Below are 18,829 nucleotides of genomic sequence, written 5' to 3'. Positions count from 1 at the left end.
AGGCAGCGCCAGCGCGGCGCGCCGCGGCGGGGTCATCCCCTCGGCAGCTGCGCTGCACCCACGAACGGCGACGGGGCCCTCGGCCCCGTCATGTCGCGAGCAGCCCTGGCGGTCAGGCGCGCTTGACCTTGCGGTAGTTCGCGATGCCGTCGGCGACTTCGGCGCGCGCGCTGTCGGGGCCTTCCCAGCCCGTGACCTTGACCCACTTGCCCTCTTCGAGGTCCTTGTAGTGCTCGAAGAAGTGCTGGATCGTCTTCAGCCGCATCGGATTGAGGTCTTCGGGCTTCTTCCACTGCGTGTAGATCGACAGGATCTTGTCGATCGGCACCGCGAGCAGCTTGTTGTCGCCGCCGGCCTCGTCCTCCATCTTCAGCACGCCCAGCGGCCGGCACGTCACGACGACGCCGGGAATCAGCGGCACCGGCGTGATGACGAGCACGTCGACCGGGTCACCGTCGGCCGCGAGCGTCTGCGGGATGTAGCCGTAGTTGCACGGATAGTGCATCGACGTGCCCATGAAGCGGTCGACGAACAGCGCGCCGGTCTCCTCGTCGACCTCGTACTTGATCGGGTCGCCCATCATCGGGATCTCGATGATGACGTTGAACTCGTCGGGCGCCTTCGCCCCGGGGGTGACGTTGTGCAGACTCATCGACCGGCCTCGACAGCAGTGGAAACCCGAATTGTAGAAGCCCGCCTTGCCCCGCCCTGACGGCACGGCGCCCCGCAGGAAAACACCATGCCGTCGCCAGCGGGCGTTCCCGTAGCATGCCGGCGCGCCGCGTGCGGACGAGCCATCGGAGCGGCGGCGGGACAATCATCAGATCGGGTCAGACAGAGGAAGGAGAGACATTCATGTCCACCGCAATGGCGCTGTACCTGGCGCTGGCGTGCGGCCTCGCGGCCGTCATCTACGGGTTCGTCCAGCGCAGCTGGATCCTGCGCCAGGACGCCGGCAATGCCCGCATGCAGGAGATCGCCGGCGCCGTCCAGCAGGGCGCGGCCGCGTACCTCGCGCGGCAGTACAAGACGATCGCGATCGTCGGTGTCGTGCTCGCGGTGCTGATCGGCGCCTTCCTCGACGTGACGACCGCCATCGGCTTCGTGCTCGGCGCCGTGCTGTCGGGCGCGTGCGGCTTCATCGGCATGAACATTTCGGTGCGTGCCAACGTGCGCACCGCGCAGGCGGCCACGCGCGGCATCGGTCCGGCGCTCGACGTCGCGTTCAAGGGCGGCGCGATCACCGGCCTGCTCGTCGTCGGGCTGGGGCTGCTGGGCGTGGGCGTCTTCTACTGGTTCCTCGTCGGCAACGGCGCGATGAACCCGACGACCAAGCTCACCGACCTGCTCAAGCCGCTGCTCGGCCTCGCGTTCGGCTCGTCGCTGATCTCGATCTTCGCGCGTCTGGGCGGCGGCATCTTCACCAAGGGGGCCGACGTCGGCGCCGACCTGGTGGGCAAGGTCGAGGCCGGCATCCCCGAAGACGACCCGCGCAACCCGGCGGTGATCGCCGACAACGTCGGCGACAACGTCGGCGACTGCGCCGGCATGGCCGCCGACCTGTTCGAGACCTATGCCGTGACGCTGATCGCGACGATGACGCTCGGCGCGCTGATGGTCGCCGCGGCGCCGCTGAACGCGGTCGTCTATCCGCTGCTGCTCGGCGGCGCGTCGATCATCGCGTCGATCATCGGCGCGAGCGTCGTCAAGGCCAGCCCCGGCATGAAGAACGTGATGCCGGCGCTGTACAAGGGCCTGATCGTCGCCGGCGTGATCTCGCTCGTGCTGTTCTACGTTGTCACCGCGCTCGTGATGCCGGCCGACGCGCTCGGCGCCGGCACGCACTGGCGGCTGTGGGCCGCGAGCGTCGTCGGGCTGGCGCTGACCGCGGCGATGGTGTGGATCACCGAGTACTACACCGGCACCGACTACAAGCCGGTCAAGCACGTCGCGCAGGCGTCGACGACCGGCCACGCGACGAACATCATCGCCGGCATCGGCGTGAGCATGAAGTCCACCGCGTGGCCGGTGATCTTCGTGTGCCTGTCGATCCTGGTCGCGTACTGGCTGGCCGGCCTGTACGGCATCGCGGTGGCAGCCACGTCGATGCTGAGCATGGCCGGCATCATCGTCGCGCTCGACGCCTACGGCCCGATCACCGACAACGCCGGCGGCATCGCCGAGATGGCCGAGCTGCCCGACAGCGTGCGCGACATCACCGACCCGCTCGACGCGGTGGGCAACACGACGAAGGCGGTGACCAAGGGCTACGCGATCGGCTCGGCGGGCCTCGCGGCGCTGGTGCTGTTCGCCGACTACACGCACTCGCTCGAGGCCAAGGGCATCCTGGCCACGTTCGACCTCAGCAACCCGAACGTGATCATCGGCCTGTTCATCGGCGGCCTGATCCCGTACCTGTTCGGCGCGATGGCGATGGAGGCCGTCGGCCGCGCGGCCGGCAGCGTCGTCGAGGAGGTGCGCCGCCAGTTCCGCGAGATCAAGGGCATCATGGAAGGCACCGCGAAGCCCGAGTACGGGCGCGCGGTCGACATGCTGACGACGGCGGCGATCAAGGAGATGATGATCCCGTCGCTGCTGCCCGTCGTCGTGCCGATCGTCGTCGGCCTCGCGCTCGGCCCCGAGGCGCTCGGCGGGCTGCTGATGGGCACGATCGTCACCGGTCTGTTCGTCGCGATCAGCATGTGCACCGGCGGCGGCGCGTGGGACAACGCGAAGAAGTACATCGAAGACGGGCACCACGGCGGCAAGGGCAGCGATGCGCACAAGGCCGCCGTCACCGGCGACACCGTCGGCGACCCGTACAAGGACACCGCCGGCCCAGCCGTCAACCCGCTGATCAAGATCATCAACATCGTCGCGCTGCTGATCGTGCCGCTGCTGCCGGCCGCGGGCGGCAAGCCGCACGCCGAACTGGCCACACCGCCGGCCGTGTTGCAGACCGCGGCGGCGACGACGCCGGTGGTGGCACCGCCGGCCGCGAAGCCCTGAGCGGGCGCTTCTCGACCCAGAGGGCCGGCCCCGTGCCGGCCCTTTTTCTTGGTCGGCGGCACGGCGCGCCTATGATGCGATGGCGATGGACACGCCGCGCCGCCCGACACCGCCCGCGCGCAGCCCCCTGCGCGCGCTCGGCTGGATGCTGCTCGCCGGGCTCGGGGCGTGGCTCGGTGTTCTCGCCGTGTCGCTCGCGCAGGCCCCCGGCGGGGCGCGCACCGCGGTCGTGCTGACGATCGACGGTGCGATCGGGCCGGCGAGCGCCGACTACGTCAAGCGTGGGCTCGCGCGCGCGCAGGAGCGCGGCGCCGCGGCCGTCGTGCTGCAGATCGACACGCCGGGCGGGCTCGACACCTCGATGCGCGAGATCATCCGCGCGATCCTCGCGTCACCGCTGCCGGTGCTCGGCCACGTCGCGCCCAGCGGTGCGCGCGCGGCGAGCGCCGGCACGTACATCCTCTATGCGAGCCACGTCGCCGCGATGGCGCCGGGCACCAACCTCGGTGCCGCGACCCCGGTGCAGATCGGCGGCGGCTCGCCGCTGCCCGGCGGCCCGAGCGACGAGCGGCCGGCCCCACCGCCGGCGCCCGCCGCGTCCGCGGCCAGCGCCCCGGCCGGCGGCGACGGCGTCACGCGCAGCCCGCGCCGTGGCTCAAGCGCGATGGACGCCAAGGTGACGAACGACGCGGTGGCCTACATCCGCTCGCTGGCCGAGCTGCACGGCCGCAATGCCGACTGGGCCGAGGCCGCAGTGCGCGACGCCGCGAGCCTTGCCGCCGAGGACGCGCTCAAGCGCGGCGTCATCGATCTGATCGCCGCCAGCGTCGCCGACCTGCTCGACAAGGCCCACGGGCGCGAGGTGCGTCTCGGCGAAGCGCGGCTCACGCTCGAGACGAAGGGACTCGCCGTCGAGCGCCTCGACCCCGACTGGCGCTCGCGGCTGCTCGGCGCGATCACCAACCCCAACCTCGCGCTGATCCTGATGCTGGTGGGCATCTACGGGCTGATCTTCGAGTTCATGAACCCCGGCGCGCTGGTGCCGGGCACGATCGGCGCAATCAGCCTGCTGCTCGGGCTGTACGCGCTGTCGGCGCTGCCGGTCAACTACGTCGGCGTCGCACTGCTGCTGCTGGGCATCGCGCTGATGGTCGCCGAGGCGTTCACGCCGTCGGTGGGCGTGCTCGGCATCGGCGGCGTCGTCGCGTTCGTGTTCGGCGCGATGCTGCTGTTCGACGCCGACGCGCCGGGCTTCGGCGTCTCGCTGGCGCTGGTCGGCGGCGTCGCGCTCGCGAGCCTCGGCATGACGCTGCTGATCGTGCGCCTGGCGCTCAAGTCCAGGCGCAGCCGCGTCGTGACGGGAGCCGAAGGCATGGTCGGCACCGAGGGCCGCGTGCTCGACTGGGACGGCCGCGCCGGCCACGTGCTCGCCGCTGGTGAACGCTGGGCAGCCGACGGCCCCGAAGGACTGCGCCCCGGCCAGGCCGTGACCGTCACTGCGGTGCACGGGCTGCAACTGAGCGTGCAGCCGGCGCGCGAGGCGTGGCCGGTGCCGCATCACCCCTGACCGCCCCGATGGACCACCCCCTGGAAGCCCTCGACATGTTCTTCGACTTCGCGTTCTACCTGCCCTTCCTCGTGCTCGCGCTCGTCGTGCTCGGCGCGTCGATCCGCATCCTGCGCGAGTACGAGCGCGGCGTCGTGTTCACGCTCGGACGCTTCACCGGCGTCAAGGGCCCGGGCCTGATCCTGCTCGTGCCGTACATCCAGCAGATGGTGCGCGTCGACCTGCGCGTGGCGGTGCTCGACGTGCCGAGCCAGGACGTGATCTCGCGCGACAACGTCTCGGTCAAGGTCAATGCCGTCATCTACTACCGCGTCGTCGAGCCGGCGAAGGCGGTGATCCAGGTGCAGAACTTCCACCAGGCCACCAGCGAGCTCGCGCAGACGACGCTGCGCTCGGTGCTCGGCAAGCACGAGCTCGACGAACTGCTCGCCGAACGCGACAAGATGAATGCCGACATCCAGGAGATCCTCGACCAGCAGACCGACGCCTGGGGCATCAAGGTCGCCAACGTCGAGCTCAAGCACATCGACCTCGGCGAGGGGATGGTGCGCGTGATGGCGCGCCAGGCCGAAGCCGAGCGCGAGCGGCGCGCGAAGATCATCAACGCCGAGGGCGAGGAGCAGGCCGCGCGCAAGCTGCTCGAGGCGGCACGCGTGCTCGGCCAGGCGCCCGAGGCGATGCAGCTGCGCTACCTCAGCACGCTGGCGACGATCGGCATGCAGAACAGCTCGACGATCGTATTCCCGTTCCCGACCGAGTTCGGGCCGCTGCTTCAGAAGTTCGCGCGCGAGGCCACCTCGACGGGCAACGATCGCCCAGCGGCCTAGCCTCCGGAGCGGACGGGCAGCGCGCAACGTGCGCACAGGCCCGGGATCTCCGCCCCGTGCGCCGCGAACCCGGCGCGACGAGCTTCGCTCTGGATGGACTGGGACAGGCGCGGCCGCGACCATTCCTGGGCGGTACCACAGCGTTGACAGACCAGGAAGATGGGATCGTGGTGCGCCGTACCCGGCTCGTGGCACGCGACGAAGCTGCTCGTCGAAGCGACGCGATGCACGAGGTCTTGATCGACAAGGAAGTCCAACGCACGGTACACCGTCATCGGTGCAACGCGGCCATGCACCTCGCGCATCTTTTCGAGCAGGTCGTAGGCCTTCAGCGGCGCGTCGTGGGTCACGAGCAACGCATAGACCTCGGCGCGCAGCGGTGTCCATTGCACACCGCGCGATTCACACAGCCGGCGCGCGCGTTCGAGACGGTCGGACGAAACTGGCAGCGGCATACCATGGCTGGCTGGTGTCGAGGCGCTGCGCTTGTTCACCCTTCAATTGTAGGTAGATACCTGCTGGCGACGTCGCCCAATCGCGCTGCCTAGACCCCAAATGGTCAGCCCTGCTGCCACGCAAGCACCGCTGGGCCAGTCGAGCATCCACGACAACGCGAGACCCGCTGCCGCGACGATCACGGCCGAGGCCAGCACGAACGGCCACGCCCAACCCGCGCGCATCCACAGCGCCGGAGCGATCAGACAGGCGAAGACCAGCACCAAGCCGAGAACGGGCACAGCGACGCTGACGGCAAAGGCAAACACCATGTAGAAAAAAGCGTCACCCGACGATACCCGCGGCAGCCGCCATTTCAGCGCAATAACCAGCGCGGCAGTCACGGCGAGCGCCACGGCCTGCGTCATGTCAGCCCACAACACGTCTGCGGCGAGCATCTGCGCGAGCCGCTCGCCACCGTGCGGGTCAAGCCTGGCTCCGAGCACGGCGAGGCTCGCACCGGCGGCGTAGACAAGACCGATCAGGGCCTCGCGGTACGGCGGCCAGCGCCTGACCAGCCAAGCGACGAACATGCTGCCGGCCAGCGCACCTGCGGCGCTGGCCACCCAGGCCCAGACGCCAAGGTGACCACCGAGCCAGGCTCCTACCCACAGCGATGTGGCAGCTGCCGCCTGCGCCACGGCCAGGTCGATAAACACGATGCCGCGGTCCAGCACACGATGCCCAAGCGGCGCGAGCAGCGCGCAACCGGCCGCCAGCGCCGCCAGAGGCGCCACGAACCACGGCAGGACAGTCACGGCTTCCGGCACCGCAGGCGCTCAGTGCAGTCGCTCGCGCAGCGTCCCCACGACCTTGTCAAACCAGCGTGCGAGCGCATCGGGCTGGGATGGGTCGTCGACAGTGGCCGGCAGCACGATCGGCTGCAGCACCATACCGCCGGACGGCGCCGGCAACCGCTGCGCCAGCCAATGCGCCGGGCGCGGATCCTGGTAGCTCGCGACAACGATGCCAGCCGGCGGATCGGCGTGCAGCGTTTTCAGCACTTGCTGCAGATGACCCGGTGTGGGTGGCATTCCCGGGACCGGTTCGAGGTCGGCGGCAACGACGATTCCCAGCCAGCGCCACAGGTAGGCGAAAGTGCCGTGCTGTACTGCCACGCGCTTGCCACGCAGCGGTGCAGCCTGCGCTTCCCAGGCCAAGATGCGTTGCTGCCAGTCGGCCTCGAACGCGCGAAGTCGCTGCCGGACCGGCTCGGCCTGCGCCGGATCGATTTCGCCGATGCGAGCGGCCAGCGCACGGGCGATCGGGATCATGTGTCGGGGATCGAGGTGGATGTGCGGATTGCCGCGCACGTGCACATGACCCGCGAAGGGGTTCCACGCGCTGCCCGGCGCTGGACGGTCGTCGAGCAGCTCGACGACTTCCTCCGCATAGAACATGCCGGGCGCCGCGTCCTGGACCCGAGGATTGGCTGCGCGCTGCTGCAGCGTGGGCAGCCAGCCCTGCTCAAGCTCGGCGCCGGTGCACACCGCCAGATCGGCACGACGAAGCTGGGCGATCAGCGCCGGGCGCGGCTCGATCTGGTGCGGATCCTGTCGTACGTTCGTGGCTGCCAGCACCTCCGCCTGTGGCAGCAGCACCCGCGTCAGCGCCGCCCACTCGGCCTCGCACGCGAAGACTGACATCGCCCGGACTGGAAGTCCGGCCGAAAGTGCGATCGCGAGGCCGGCGACGAGCCGCCACCCCAGCATGCCGCGCGGCCCGATCGCTGGCGGCACGGCAGAACAGGCAACATCGATCTTCATCGGCGTCTCAGTAAGTGTGCGCCGGGTGTGCGCCGAGACTGAACACGTACTGCAGCTGCACCGAATGGCGCGCCGCGTCGTCGAGCCCCTTGGCGTGGCGTTGCGTCGTGAACTGCAAACGCAGCGTCTGCAAGTGGGTCGGCTTCCACGCGACCATGACCGCATGCTCGTCCAGATGCACGGGGTGGAAATGATCGCCGTGTGGCGACAGCGCGCGCAGCCGATCCGTGCGCCAGCCGACCTCCCAGCCCGGCCGAAAGCGCCAGACGGCGGCGATCGACGAGGCCTGGTGACGGTCATCGCCGTCGGCGTGTCCGCCCAGGCCGGTGACGAAAGAGTGTTCAGCCAACACGCGAAGCTCCCGGTTGGCGGCATTGCCGTCGGGGGCCCACTTCCAGGCTGCATCGAACATCCACAGATGCCGGCCGCCGAACCGGGCCCCATGCACGTGTGCGTGGTCATGGTCATCGTCATGGCCGTGATCGTCGCCATGCACGGCCTCAAGGCGGTTGTGGACATATGCAATGCCGAGCTGCCAACTGTGCATCGTCCCGACATCGCCACCCGCCTTGGTCGAAAACGTCCAGCTGCCCACCGCCGGCTGACGGACTGCATCAGGGACGAGCTGCCGGCCGCGAAACGCCTCGACACCAACGCGCCAGTACAGCGGCGTAGGCAACAGCCAGTTCACCCGCACGCCGTCGTCGAACCAGTGGCCACCAAGAAAGGCGCGGTAGGCGAGCGGCCGTTCGGCAAAGTCGTCGGCGTGCGGATGGCGCTCGTTGAGGTAGCCAACCTGAGCCAGGAATCGGCCCAGGCGCAGCGTCAGACCCGCCGGCAGACTGCGGGTCTGCAACCAAAGCTCTTCGAGCTCGACCTCGATGCGGCCGTCGTGCGCATGCGCGGCAACAGTCGCCTGGCCTTCCAGCGCGGCACCGACCGGACCCCACGCAGTGACGTCGCTCGGACCGAGCCCCAGTCCCCGCTCGCGCGATCCGAATGCAGTGGCGCGAGACGTCGTGCCGACGTCGACCACGGCGCCGAACCGCCACGCCTGCGCGTCAGACGCCGCGGCCGGCGTAACGGTACCGAGCGCGAGCAGCAAGACGGGCAGCGCCCGAACCGCGGCATCAGGCAGGCATCGACGCTTCATCGCCATATTCCCAGCCATACGATCGCCGACGGGACATATCCAAGGTCTCGGCGCTCAAGGACGGTCCCGTCATGGGCATTGATGCTCACAAGCTGCCTGGCCACCGGGTCACTGAGGTAGATCACGTCGCGCGCTCCGTTGGCCGAAATTGCCGGCCATGGCGCAGCCGTGGGCATGCCGGCAACGACTTGAGCGTTGCCGGCTGCGCGCCATGTCGGGCCATCCCGCACCAGTTGGTGCAGCCGCCCGAGGCTGTCGAGGACGAAGAAACGCTGGCCACTGCGGTCGAAGCCGTGCGCCCGGCGAACGACGCCTTCGGCAAGGTCTTGAATTACCAGTTCCGTGGCGACGCCGGCGGCGGCGTCGATCGCGAAGAAGCGCGTCGTCGCCGTGGCACCGCTGCCGGCGTTGCCGATGCCGATGACGTGTCCGGCCAGGCGTGGATGACCGGCGATCGTGCCGATGCGGATCGGCGTCGGCACGTGGCGAGCCTGCACGCTCCCGTCGGCCCCTGTCGTCGCGACGAGCACACCATCCTGACAACCGACCACCGTGTGCCGGTCCAGCGTCGTGAAACTGCCGTGCATACCCTCGCACCGAACTTCGTCGATACGGCGTATGAACGAGTACCCCGCACCCTGGCGCCGCCACTGTTCGAGGTGGGTCGGCAGCGTCGTCGACGCATCGGCGGCGCGGTGGACGGTCAGCAGCCAGTCGCCCCAGGGCTCGGCCAGACCATGGATCGAAACCGTCAGATCGAGCCCTGCGACGACGGACCCTCGCCCGATCGAGTCGTCGGTGATCAGCCGTACCGCTGCGGTACGCACTGGCGCGGATGCGGCGTCGCCGTCGAAGAAGACCGCCGCCTGCACGCCTGACTGCACGTCGTAGTGCGTCGGGCGCGGCCCCTGCAGCCGCCACGCCATCGGGCGACTGTCGCGCTTGTAGTCGTGCAGGTGGTCGCCGTGGTCCTCCTGCCAGATGCCGCCGTCGACGAACTGCACCTGATCTTGCAGGCGCTGCACGACGACGGCATAGCGCCCGCCGGGGCTCGCGTAGACGGCCGAAGGTGGATGTTCCAGCGCATGCGCCGCGACGGGCCACGATGTGTCGTCGAGGTCGTATATCCGAAGCGTCGTCGCGTCCTGCTCGGCCACGACGAGTCGGCCCGCGGTGTCGATGAAACGATCGTCGTGATCATGACCACCGCCGCCACCGCCACCACACCCAGCGAACATGACCGCGATGCTCAGCGCGGCAATCCATACGCCACCGAGTCGACGACGAACATCGATCCTGCGACCGCGGAACTGCGGCATGGCTCTCCTCCTTTGCACTGCAACCGGCGCAGCCCCGTCCCGGAAGCAACAGGGACTCGCTAAATAGTGATGTTATCACATCACACACTGTGCTGGGCAAAGGTCTTGCCGCACACGGCAACGTTACGTTAGCCGGCGGACCAGCTGGGGCGACGCTTGTCGATGAAGGCCTGCACGCCCTCGAGCGCGGCCTCGTCCATCATGTTGCACGCCATCGTCTGCTCGGCGTCGGCGTAGGCGGCCTCGATGCCCTTCTCGAGCTGGCGGTAGAACAGCGCCTTGCCCATCGCCACCGCGACGCGCGGCTTCGCGACGATCGCGGCCACCAGCCGCTCGACTTCGGCGTCGAGCTGGTCGGGCTCGGCGACGCGGTTGACGAGGCCCTTGGCCTTGGCCTCGTCGGCGTCGATGAACTCGCCGGTGACGAGCATCTCGAACGCCGCCTTGCGCCCGAGGTTGCGGCTCAGCGCGACGCTCGGCGTCGAGCAGAACAGGCCGAGGTTGACGCCGCTGACGGCGAACTTCGCGCCGCGTGCGGCCACCGCGAGGTCGCACATCGCCACCAGCTGACAGCCCGCGGCGGTGGCGATGCCGTGCACGCGCGCCACCACCGGCACCGGCAGCTTCTGCAGGCTCATCATCATGCGACCGCACTGGCCGAACAGGCGCTCGTAGTAGCCCAGCGACGGCTGCGCGCGCATCTCTTTCAGGTCGTGGCCGGCGCAGAACGCCTTGCCGGCGCCGGCGATCACGACGACGCGCGCCGTCTCGTCCTTCGCGATCGCATCGAGCTCGCGCTGCAGCGCCGCGAGCATCGCTTCCGACAGCGAATTGAACGCCTGCGGCCGGTTCAGCGTCAGCGTGATGACGCCGCGCGCGTCCTTCGCGTAGCACACCAGCGGGTCGTCGGTGGTCAGCATCGTCGCTCTCCTGTCTCCTGGATTGCGGGCCCGGCGCACAGGCGCCATCGTGCATCGTAGCGCCTCGCGGCAGGGCCGCACGCTGGCCTACAGTGGCGGCGAGATGACCGCCACCGTTCCCCACCCCGACATCACTGGCACTGCGCTCGCTCCACGTGACGCAAAGCGCCTGCGCGACGACGCCGCAGTGGCCGACGCCGGCGGTGCGCTGACTGCCGCGCAGCGCGCGCTGGTGCACCGCCGCGGCTGGCTGGGCACGCTGGCACCGCGCGCCGTTGGCGGCGCCGAGTGGCCACTGCCGCGGGTCGTCGCGCTCGAGGAGGCGCTGGCCGAGGCCGACGGCAGCACCGCCTGGGTCGTCACGCTGTGTGCCGGCGCTGCGTGGTTCGCCGGGTTCTGGCCGCCGGCGCTGGCGCGCGATGTGCTGGCCACGCACCGGGCATGCGTGGCCGGCAGTGGCGCCGCGACCGGCCGCGCCGAACACGACGGCGACGGCTGGCGACTGCAGGGACGCTGGGCCCACGCCAGCGGCGCCCCGTGGGCGACACACTTCACCGTCAACGCCGTGCTGCACCAGCACGGCGTGCCACTGCACGATGCCGGCGGTGCACCGCGCGTGGCCGCCTTCGTCGTACCGGCGCGCTGCGTGCACGTCGAGCCGACGTGGCGCGCGATCGGGCTGCGCGCGAGTGCGTCGCACGCGTTGCGCATCGACGGCGCGTGGGTGCCGGCGTCGCACCGTTTCGTGATCGACGCCGCGCACGCGACCCACGACGGTCCGCTGTGGCGCTTTCCGTTCCGCGCGCTGGCCTTCGCGACGCTGGCGGCGGTGACCTGCGGCATCGCGCGCCACTTCGTCGCGCTGGCCATGCCGGCCGTCGCGGTGCGACTGGCCAGCGAAGGCGCCGCATCGCCGCTGCGCGAGGCCGCACGCGATGCGCCGCGGCAGTTGACGCAGGCGCGCGACGCATTCTACGCCCGGCTCGACGCGGCGTGGGCGCGCGTCGAAGCCGGGCTGCCCGCGCACGACGCAGCGGCCGCCGTCGAGGCGGCCGCGCGCGAACTCGTCCACGCGGCGCGGCGCGCCGTCGACGACCTCTACCCGGCCTGCGGGCTGCCGGCCGCCGACGCCGGCTCCGACATCAACCGCGTCTGGCGCGACCTGCACACAGCCACCCTGCACGCGCTGTGGTGGACCTGAGCGCAGGCGCACAGCGCGCTACCCGATCGCGCTGGCGGACTTCGCCCGCTCGCGCAGCTGGAACTTCTGGATCTTGCCGGTCGACGTCTTCGGGATCTCCTCGAAGCGGATTTCGCGCGGCACCTTGTAGCCGGCCAGCTGGGTGCGGCAGTGCGCGACCAGCTCGTCGGCGGTGACGCTGGCACCGGGCTTGAGCTCGACGTAGGCCAGCGGCGTCTCGCCCCACTTCGGGTCGGGCTTGGCGACCACGGCGCACGCGAGCACCGCCGGGTGGCGGTACAGGGCGTCCTCGACCTCGATCGAGCTGATGTTCTCGCCGCCGCTGATGATCACGTCCTTGCTGCGGTCGCGGATCTTGACGTAGCGGTCCGGCTCGAGCACCGCGAGGTCGCCGGTGTGGAACCAGCCGCCCTCGAAGGCCTTGGCGGTCGCCGACGGGTTCTTCAGGTAGCCCTTCATCACGATGTTGCCGCGGAACATGATCTCGCCCATCGTCTGCCCGTCGGCCGGCACTTCCTGCATCGTCTGCGGGTCCATCACCGTCATGCCGTCCTGCAGCGCGTAGCGCACGCCCTGGCGGCCGTTCAGGCGCGTCTGCTCGGCCAGGCTCTGGCGCGCCCAGCTGTCGCGCTTGACCGCCACCGACGCCGGCCCGTAGACCTCCGTCAGCCCGTAGACGTGCGTGATGTCGAAGCCGATGCGCGCCATGCCCTCAATCATCGCCGCCGGCGGTGCCGCGCCTGCGACCATGCCCTTGACGCCGTGCACGCCCTCGCGCCACTCGGGCGGTGCATTGACGATCAGGTTGTGCACGATCGGCGCCGCGCAGTAGTGCGTGACGCCGTGCTCGCGCATCGCGTCGAGGATCGCGCGCGCCTCGACGCGGCGCAGGCACACGTGCACACCGGCCTGCAGCGCCACCGTCCATGGGAAGCACCAGCCGTTGCAGTGGAACATCGGCAGCGTCCACAGGTACTTCGGAAACGGCGGCATCGTCCACGTCACGGCGTTGCCCACCGCGTTGAGGTACGCGCCGCGGTGATGCGTGACGACGCCCTTCGGGTCGCCCGTCGTGCCGCTGGTGTAGCTCACCGCGATCGCGTCCCACTCGTCGGCCGCACCCTCGAGCCTGGGCAGCGGCGCGTGGGCGGCCAGCAGCGCCTCGTACTCGTGCGCGCCGAGGCGCTCGCCGCCGCCGGTGTACTCGCTGTCGCAGACGTCGATCACGACCACCTCGCGGCCGTGCTGTTCGCGCAGCAGGCGCAGCGCCTCGCGCACCGTCGGCGCGAACTCGCGGTCGGTGAGCAGCACCTTGGCCTCGCAGTGGGCCATCTGCCACGCCAGCAGCGGCGCATCGAGCCGCGTGTTCAGCGTGTTGAGTACGGCGTTGATCGCCGGCACCGCGTAGTGCGCCTCGACCATCTCGGGCGTGTTGGCGAGCATCGTGCTGACGGTGTCGAGCCGCCCGACACCCAGCGCGCGCAGCGCGGCGCCGAGCCGCGCCGCGCGCTCGCGGCACTGCGCCCACGTGTAGCGGCGCGCGCCGTGGATCACGGCCGGCAAGTCGCCGAAGACCTCGGCGCTGCGCTCGACGAAGCTCGTCGGCGTCAGCGCCGCGAAGTTGGCCGCGTTGCGGTCCAGGTGCTCTTCGTAGATGTTCTTCGTGCTCATCGTGGCGCCTCATCGGGGCCCAGGCCCCTCTTGCCATGGCCGGGCGTCCGTATGGTAATCAGGCGCGCCGCGTTGGCCATGGCCCGCGCACCGTCGACGTTAGGCACAAACCCGATGGCGGGCAGCGCGGCCGCCACCGAATAATGCCGCCGTTCAATCAGACAACGGCGGCGTGCTGCGCTGCCTCCCGATGACCACCGACGTCATCCTCGAGACCCGCGGTCTCGTCAAAGAATTCAAGGGCTTCGTGGCCGTCGCCGGCGTCGACCTGCGGGTGCGCCGCGGCACGATCCACGCACTCATCGGACCCAACGGTGCCGGCAAGACGACCTGCTTCAACCTGCTGACCAAGTTCCTGCCGCCCACGCGCGGGCAGATCCTCTACGAGGGCAGCGACATCACGGCCGAGAAGCCGGCGCAGATCGCGCGCCGCGGCATCGTCCGCTCGTTCCAGATCTCGGCCACGTTCCCGCACCTGACAGTGCTGGAGAACGTGCGCGTGGCACTGCAGCGCCAGCTCGGCACGTCGTTCCACTTCTGGCGCTCCGAGCGCACGCTCGATGCGCTCAACGGCCGCGCGCTCGAGCTGCTCGACACCGTCGGGCTGCGCGAATTCGCCAACGTCGTCACCGTCGAGCTGCCCTACGGCCGCAAGCGCGCGCTCGAGATCGCGACGACGCTGGCGATGGAACCGAAGCTGATGCTGCTCGACGAGCCGACGCAGGGCATGGGCCACGAGGACGTCGACCTCGTCACGCAGCTGATCAAGAAGGTCGCCGCCAACCGCACCGTGCTGATGGTCGAGCACAACATGAACGTCGTCGCGCGCATCGCCGACACGATCACCGTGCTGGCACGAGGGGCCGTGATCGCCGAGGGCCGATACGAGCAGGTGTCGAAGAACCCGCAGGTGCTCGAAGCCTACATGGGCAGCGCCGAGGTCGAACTGCAGGGCGCACATGGCTGAAGGCGTCGAGCTGCTGCGGTTGACGGACGTGCACGCCTGGTACGGCGAGTCGCACATCCTGCACGGCGTCGACCTCCAGGTGCACCGCGGCGAAGTCGTCACGCTGCTCGGCCGCAACGGCGCCGGGCGCACGACGACGCTGCGCGCGATCCTCGGACTGGTCGGTCGGCGCAGCGGGTCGATCATGATCAACGGCACCGAGGCGATCGGCCTGCCACCGCACGCGATCGCGCACCTGGGCGTGGGCTACTGCCCCGAGGAGCGCGGCATCTTCGCCAGCCTGACCTGCGAGGAGAACCTGCTGCTGCCGCCCGCGGTCGCCTCCGGCGGAATGAGCCTGGACGAGATCTACGCGATGTTCCCCAACCTGAAGGAGCGCCGTTCGAGCCCCGGCGGAAGGCTCTCGGGCGGCGAGCAGCAGATGCTGTCGGTGGCGCGCATCCTGCGCACCGGCGCGAAGCTGCTGCTCCTCGACGAGATCTCCGAGGGGCTGGCGCCAGTGATCGTGCAGGCGCTGGGCCGCGCGATCCGCACGCTGCGCGACAAGGGACTGACGATCGTGATGGTCGAGCAGAACTTCCGCTTCGCCGCGCCGCTGGCCGACCGTTTCTACGTGATCGAGCACGGCCGCGTGATCGAGTCGTTCGCCGCCAGCGAGCTGGCGGCCAAGCAGGACATGCTGCACGAGGTGCTCGGCGTGTGAGGGCCGGCGCGAGCCGGATCGGTGATTCGACCAAAGAAAGGGACAAGTCCATGAAGCTGCGTATCGTGTCGGCGCTCGTCGCGGCCGCCTGCGCCCTCGGCGCGGGCGGCGCTCAGGCGCAGATCTCCGATGGCGTGATCAAGATCGGCGTGATGAACGACATGTCGGGCCTGTACGCCGACATCTCGGGGCCGGGGGCACTGGTCGCCGCGCGTCTCGCCGTGGAGGACTTCGGTGCCGCCGCCAAGGGGCTCAAGGTCGAGATCCTCGGTGCCGACCATCAGAACAAGCCCGACGTGGGGTCGACGATCGCGCGCAGCTGGTACGACCGTGACGGCGTCGACGTCATCGTCGACGTGCCGACCTCGTCGGTGGCGCTGGCGATCAACCAGATCACGCGCGAGAAGGGCAAGGCCTTCCTCGTCTCGGGCGCGGCCACCGCCGACCTGACCGGCAAGGCGTGCAGCCCGAACACGATCCACTGGACCTACGACACCTGGATGCTCGCCAACGGCACCGGCAGTGCGATCGTCAAGACCGGCGGCGACACCTGGTTCTTCCTGACCGCCGACTACGCGTTCGGCCATGCGCTCGAGCGCGACACCGAGGCCGTCGTCGTCAAGAACGGCGGCAAGGTGGTCGGCAAGGTCCGCCACCCCTTCCCCGGCACTGACTTCAGCTCGTTCCTGCTGCAGGCGCAGGCGTCGAAGGCCAAGATCATCGGCCTGGCCAATGCGGGCGGCGACACGATCAACTCGATCAAGCAAGCCGCCGAGTTCGGTCTGACCCGCCGCGGGCAGAACCTCGCCGGGATGCTGGTGTTCATCAACGACATCCACAGCCTCGGTCTGAACACCGCGCAGGGGCTGATCCTGACGGAGACCTTCTACTGGGACCTCAACGACCAGACCCGCGCGTGGTCCAAGCGCTTCGCGGAGCGCCACAACGGCCGCATGCCGTCGATGGTGCAGGCGGGCGTCTACTCGGCGGTGCTGCACTACCTGAAGGCGGTGGAGGCGCTCAAGAGCGACGACGGCACCAAGGTCATCGAACAGATGAAGAAGATGCCCACCGATGACCCCCTGTTCGGCAAGGGGTCGATCCGCGCCGACGGCCGCAAGATCCACCCGGCGTACCTGTTCGAGGTCAAGACCCCGGCCGAGTCGAAGGGGCCGTGGGACTACTACAAGCTGCGCGCGACGATCCCGGCCGCCGAAGCCTTCCGCCCGCTGAACCAGGGCGAATGCCCGCTCGTCAAGTGAGCGCCCCCGGCGGCTGAGCCTCCACGCCGGCGCCGCGCACGCGCGGCGCCGGCCCATTCGACGCGCCATGACCGAGATCTTCGGGATCCCCACGCAGGCCCTGTTCGGGCAGCTGCTGATCGGCCTCATCAACGGGGCGTTCTACGCGCTGCTGTCACTCGGGCTGGCCGTGATCTTCGGCCTGCTCAACATCATCAACTTCACGCACGGCGCGCAGTACATGATGGGCGCGTTCGTCGCGTGGTGGCTGCTCAACAAGTTCGGGCTGGGCTACTGGTGGGCGCTGCTGATCGCGCCGCTGGTCGTCGGCGCCACCGGCGTCGTGATCGAGCGCACGATGCTGTCGCGCCTGTACAAGCTCGACCACCTCTACGGCCTGCTGCTGACCTTCGGCCTGGCGCTGATCATCCAGGGCCTGTTCCGCCAGCAGTACGGCTCCTCCGGCCAGCCCTACGCGATTCCCGAGGCGCTGCAAGGCGGTCAGAACCTGGGCTTCATGTTCCTGCCGAACTACCGGGCGTGGATCATCGTCGCCTCGCTGATCGTGTGCCTGGCCACCTGGTACGTCATCGAGCGCACCAAGCTCGGCGCCTACCTGCGCGCAGCCACCGAGAACCCGCAGCTCGTGCAGGCGTTCGGGATCAACGTGCCGCGCATGATCACGCTGACCTACGGCTTCGGCGTCGCGCTGGCCGCGCTGGCCGGCGTGATGGCCGCGCCGATCTACCAGGTCAGCCCCCAGATGGGCGCGGACCTGATCATCGTCGTCTTCGCCGTCGTCGTCATCGGCGGCATGGGCTCGATCCTCGGCTCGGTGGTCACCGGATTCGGGCTCGGCCTGGTCGAAGGGCTGACCAAGGTCTTCTACCCCGAAGCCTCGAGCACGGTGATCTTCATCATCATGGCCATCGTGCTGCTCGTGCGTCCTGCCGGGCTGTTCGGAACACAGAAATAGCGATGAGCGCCCCCACCTCCCCCCTCGCGCGAGGCGCGATCGCGCCGGCCGACAGCGGTGCGCGCCGCGACGCTCAGGCGCGTCTGCACCTGACGCTGTTCGTCGTGATGGCGCTGTTCTTCGCCGTCGCGCCGGCCGTGGCCTACCCGGTGTTCCTGATGAAGGTGATGTGCTTCGCGCTGTTCGCCTGCGCGTTCAACCTGCTGATCGGCTTCGGCGGGCTGCTGTCGTTCGGCCACGCGATGTTCCTCGGCTCGGCGAGCTATGCGTCGGCGCACGCGGCCAAGGTGTGGGGGTTCAACCCCGAGTTCGCGATCCTGTTCGGCACGCTGTGCGCCGGCCTGCTCAGCGTCGTCGCGGGCTCGCTCGCGATCCGCCGCCAGGGCATCTACTTCGCGATGATCACGCTCGCACTGGCGCAGATGGTGTTCTTCTTCAGCCTGCAGGCGCCCTTCACGGGCGGCGAAGATGGCATCCAGGCGGTGCCGCGCGGGCACCTGTTCGGCGTCGTGGACCTGTCGCAGCCGCTGGCGATGTACGCCGTCGTGCTCGCGGTGTTCCTCGGCGGCTTCGCGCTGATCTACCGCATCGTGCATTCGCCGTTCGGCCAGGTGCTCAAGGCGATCCGCGAGAACGAGAACCGTGCGATCTCGCTCGGCTACGACACCGACCGCTACAAGCTCGTCGCGTTCGTGCTCTCCGGGACGCTGGCCGGCCTGGCCGGCGCGACCAAGGCCATCGTGTTCCAGCTCGCGTCGCTGACCGACGTGCACTGGACGATGTCGGGCGAGGTCGTCCTGATGACGCTGGTCGGCGGGCTGGGCACGATCTTCGGCCCCATCGTCGGCGCCGCGGTGATCGTGACGATGCAGAACTACCTCGCGCCGCTGGGCGCGTGGGTCACCGTCGTGCAAGGCGTGATCTTCGTCGTGTGCGTGCTGGCGTTTCGGCGCGGCATCGTCGGCGAGATCGGGCACGCACTGAAGAAGTCGCTGTAGGCGCTGCCGCAGCGGC

At 69.6% G+C, this 18,829-nt stretch carries 17 protein-coding genes; 9 read left to right on the top strand and 8 right to left on the bottom strand.

Annotated elements, in window-relative coordinates; all coding sequences use genetic code 11:
- Positions 1-112 precede the first annotated feature (112 nt).
- On the bottom strand, positions 113-652 hold the full coding sequence (gene ppa, locus MOJ79_RS04605) for an inorganic diphosphatase (protein WP_241923058.1): 540 nt from the start codon (positions 650-652) through the stop codon (positions 113-115).
- Between the two features lie 203 nt (positions 653-855).
- Between ppa and MOJ79_RS04600 the strand changes: the two genes are divergently transcribed.
- The 3 genes from MOJ79_RS04600 to MOJ79_RS04590 all read left to right on the top strand — a co-directional run bounded on the left by MOJ79_RS04600 (position 856) and on the right by MOJ79_RS04590 (position 5,403).
- Positions 856-3,009 carry a sodium-translocating pyrophosphatase gene (locus MOJ79_RS04600; RefSeq protein WP_241923057.1) on the top strand — a complete coding sequence of 718 codons (2,154 nt, stop codon included), beginning with the start codon at positions 856-858 and terminating at the stop codon, positions 3,007-3,009.
- A gap of 85 nt (positions 3,010-3,094) precedes the next feature.
- Entirely contained in the window at positions 3,095-4,576 is a 1,482-nt protein-coding gene (locus tag MOJ79_RS04595; RefSeq protein WP_241923056.1) for an NfeD family protein, read from the top strand.
- A 35-nt stretch (positions 4,577-4,611) separates the two neighbouring features.
- Complete coding sequence (locus MOJ79_RS04590) at positions 4,612-5,403, top strand: slipin family protein (protein ID WP_241923083.1); 792 nt, start codon at positions 4,612-4,614, stop codon at positions 5,401-5,403.
- Here the strand turns inward: MOJ79_RS04590 and MOJ79_RS04585 are convergent.
- The 6 genes from MOJ79_RS04585 to MOJ79_RS04560 form a co-directional block, all read right to left on the bottom strand.
- Complete coding sequence (locus MOJ79_RS04585; protein WP_241923055.1) at positions 5,400-5,897, bottom strand: transcriptional repressor; 498 nt, start codon at positions 5,895-5,897, stop codon at positions 5,400-5,402. The genes MOJ79_RS04590 and MOJ79_RS04585 overlap by 4 nt on opposite strands.
- 3 nt (positions 5,898-5,900) lie before the next feature.
- Complete coding sequence (locus MOJ79_RS19080) at positions 5,901-6,668, bottom strand: metal ABC transporter permease (protein WP_241923054.1); 768 nt, start codon at positions 6,666-6,668, stop codon at positions 5,901-5,903.
- 9 nt (positions 6,669-6,677) lie between these two features.
- The gene (locus MOJ79_RS04575; RefSeq protein ID WP_241923053.1) at positions 6,678-7,664 is read right to left on the bottom strand and encodes a metal ABC transporter solute-binding protein, Zn/Mn family; all 987 of its coding nucleotides are present in this window, start codon (positions 7,662-7,664) and stop codon (positions 6,678-6,680) included.
- 7 nt (positions 7,665-7,671) lie between these two features.
- The gene (locus tag MOJ79_RS04570) at positions 7,672-8,823 is read right to left on the bottom strand and encodes a hypothetical protein (RefSeq protein ID WP_241923052.1); all 1,152 of its coding nucleotides are present in this window, start codon (positions 8,821-8,823) and stop codon (positions 7,672-7,674) included.
- On the bottom strand, positions 8,814-10,136 hold the full coding sequence (locus MOJ79_RS04565) for a hypothetical protein (RefSeq protein ID WP_241923051.1): 1,323 nt from the start codon (positions 10,134-10,136) through the stop codon (positions 8,814-8,816). Before MOJ79_RS04565 ends, MOJ79_RS04570 begins: the two co-directional genes overlap by 10 nt.
- A 128-nt stretch (positions 10,137-10,264) precedes the next feature.
- Complete coding sequence (locus MOJ79_RS04560; RefSeq protein ID WP_241923050.1) at positions 10,265-11,056, bottom strand: enoyl-CoA hydratase; 792 nt, start codon at positions 11,054-11,056, stop codon at positions 10,265-10,267.
- Between the two features lie 103 nt (positions 11,057-11,159).
- Here MOJ79_RS04560 and MOJ79_RS04555 point away from each other — a divergent pair, with 103 nt between their 5' ends.
- The gene (locus MOJ79_RS04555; protein WP_241923049.1) at positions 11,160-12,257 is read left to right on the top strand and encodes an acyl-CoA dehydrogenase; all 1,098 of its coding nucleotides are present in this window, start codon (positions 11,160-11,162) and stop codon (positions 12,255-12,257) included.
- Positions 12,258-12,275: 18 nt separating this feature from the next.
- Here MOJ79_RS04555 and MOJ79_RS04550 read toward each other — a convergent pair whose 3' ends face one another.
- Positions 12,276-13,928, bottom strand: coding sequence for an acyl-CoA synthetase (locus tag MOJ79_RS04550; RefSeq protein ID WP_241923048.1), 1,653 nt, complete (start codon positions 13,926-13,928; stop codon positions 12,276-12,278).
- A gap of 190 nt (positions 13,929-14,118) precedes the next feature.
- Here MOJ79_RS04550 and MOJ79_RS04545 point away from each other — a divergent pair, with 190 nt between their 5' ends.
- The 5 genes from MOJ79_RS04545 to MOJ79_RS04525 all read left to right on the top strand — a co-directional run bounded on the left by MOJ79_RS04545 (position 14,119) and on the right by MOJ79_RS04525 (position 18,813).
- The gene (locus tag MOJ79_RS04545) at positions 14,119-14,895 is read left to right on the top strand and encodes an ABC transporter ATP-binding protein (protein ID WP_241923047.1); all 777 of its coding nucleotides are present in this window, start codon (positions 14,119-14,121) and stop codon (positions 14,893-14,895) included.
- Positions 14,888-15,598, top strand: coding sequence for an ABC transporter ATP-binding protein (locus MOJ79_RS04540; RefSeq protein WP_241923046.1), 711 nt, complete (start codon positions 14,888-14,890; stop codon positions 15,596-15,598). Before MOJ79_RS04545 ends, MOJ79_RS04540 begins: the two co-directional genes overlap by 8 nt.
- Positions 15,599-15,648: 50 nt before the next feature.
- Positions 15,649-16,860, top strand: a complete 1,212-nt coding sequence (locus MOJ79_RS04535; protein WP_119287542.1) for an ABC transporter substrate-binding protein — start codon at positions 15,649-15,651, stop codon at positions 16,858-16,860.
- A 67-nt stretch (positions 16,861-16,927) separates the two neighbouring features.
- Complete coding sequence (locus MOJ79_RS04530) at positions 16,928-17,815, top strand: branched-chain amino acid ABC transporter permease (protein WP_241923045.1); 888 nt, start codon at positions 16,928-16,930, stop codon at positions 17,813-17,815.
- Positions 17,816-17,922: 107 nt separating this feature from the next.
- Complete coding sequence (locus MOJ79_RS04525; RefSeq protein ID WP_241923082.1) at positions 17,923-18,813, top strand: branched-chain amino acid ABC transporter permease; 891 nt, start codon at positions 17,923-17,925, stop codon at positions 18,811-18,813.
- The last annotated feature ends 16 nt before the right edge of the window (positions 18,814-18,829 follow it).

The sequence above is a fragment of the Calidifontimicrobium sp. SYSU G02091 genome (assembly GCF_022631395.1).
Lineage (GTDB): Bacteria > Pseudomonadota > Gammaproteobacteria > Burkholderiales > Burkholderiaceae_C > Calidifontimicrobium > Calidifontimicrobium sediminis.
This window is presented reverse-complemented; position numbering and strand designations above follow the sequence as displayed.

What these genes read in the sequence shown, in the direction of transcription:
- MOJ79_RS04560 (WP_241923050.1), bottom strand. Translation starts at nt 11,056, where the DNA reads ATGCTGACCACCGACGACCCGCTGGTGTGCTACGCGAAGGACGCGCGC.
- MOJ79_RS04525 (WP_241923082.1), top strand. Translation starts at nt 17,923, where the DNA reads ATGGCGCTGTTCTTCGCCGTCGCGCCGGCCGTGGCCTACCCGGTGTTC.
- MOJ79_RS04565 (WP_241923051.1), bottom strand. Translation starts at nt 10,136, where the DNA reads ATGCCGCAGTTCCGCGGTCGCAGGATCGATGTTCGTCGTCGACTCGGT.
- MOJ79_RS04555 (WP_241923049.1), top strand. Translation starts at nt 11,160, where the DNA reads ATGACCGCCACCGTTCCCCACCCCGACATCACTGGCACTGCGCTCGCT.
- MOJ79_RS04530 (WP_241923045.1), top strand. Translation starts at nt 16,928, where the DNA reads ATGACCGAGATCTTCGGGATCCCCACGCAGGCCCTGTTCGGGCAGCTG.
- MOJ79_RS04535 (WP_119287542.1), top strand. Translation starts at nt 15,649, where the DNA reads ATGAAGCTGCGTATCGTGTCGGCGCTCGTCGCGGCCGCCTGCGCCCTC.
- MOJ79_RS04595 (WP_241923056.1), top strand. Translation starts at nt 3,095, where the DNA reads ATGGACACGCCGCGCCGCCCGACACCGCCCGCGCGCAGCCCCCTGCGC.
- MOJ79_RS04600 (WP_241923057.1), top strand. Translation starts at nt 856, where the DNA reads ATGTCCACCGCAATGGCGCTGTACCTGGCGCTGGCGTGCGGCCTCGCG.
- MOJ79_RS04545 (WP_241923047.1), top strand. Translation starts at nt 14,119, where the DNA reads ATGACCACCGACGTCATCCTCGAGACCCGCGGTCTCGTCAAAGAATTC.
- MOJ79_RS04575 (WP_241923053.1), bottom strand. Translation starts at nt 7,664, where the DNA reads ATGAAGATCGATGTTGCCTGTTCTGCCGTGCCGCCAGCGATCGGGCCG.
- MOJ79_RS04540 (WP_241923046.1), top strand. Translation starts at nt 14,888, where the DNA reads ATGGCTGAAGGCGTCGAGCTGCTGCGGTTGACGGACGTGCACGCCTGG.
- MOJ79_RS04590 (WP_241923083.1), top strand. Translation starts at nt 4,612, where the DNA reads ATGTTCTTCGACTTCGCGTTCTACCTGCCCTTCCTCGTGCTCGCGCTC.
- MOJ79_RS04570 (WP_241923052.1), bottom strand. Translation starts at nt 8,823, where the DNA reads ATGGCGATGAAGCGTCGATGCCTGCCTGATGCCGCGGTTCGGGCGCTG.
- MOJ79_RS04550 (WP_241923048.1), bottom strand. Translation starts at nt 13,928, where the DNA reads ATGAGCACGAAGAACATCTACGAAGAGCACCTGGACCGCAACGCGGCC.
- ppa (WP_241923058.1), bottom strand. Translation starts at nt 652, where the DNA reads ATGAGTCTGCACAACGTCACCCCCGGGGCGAAGGCGCCCGACGAGTTC.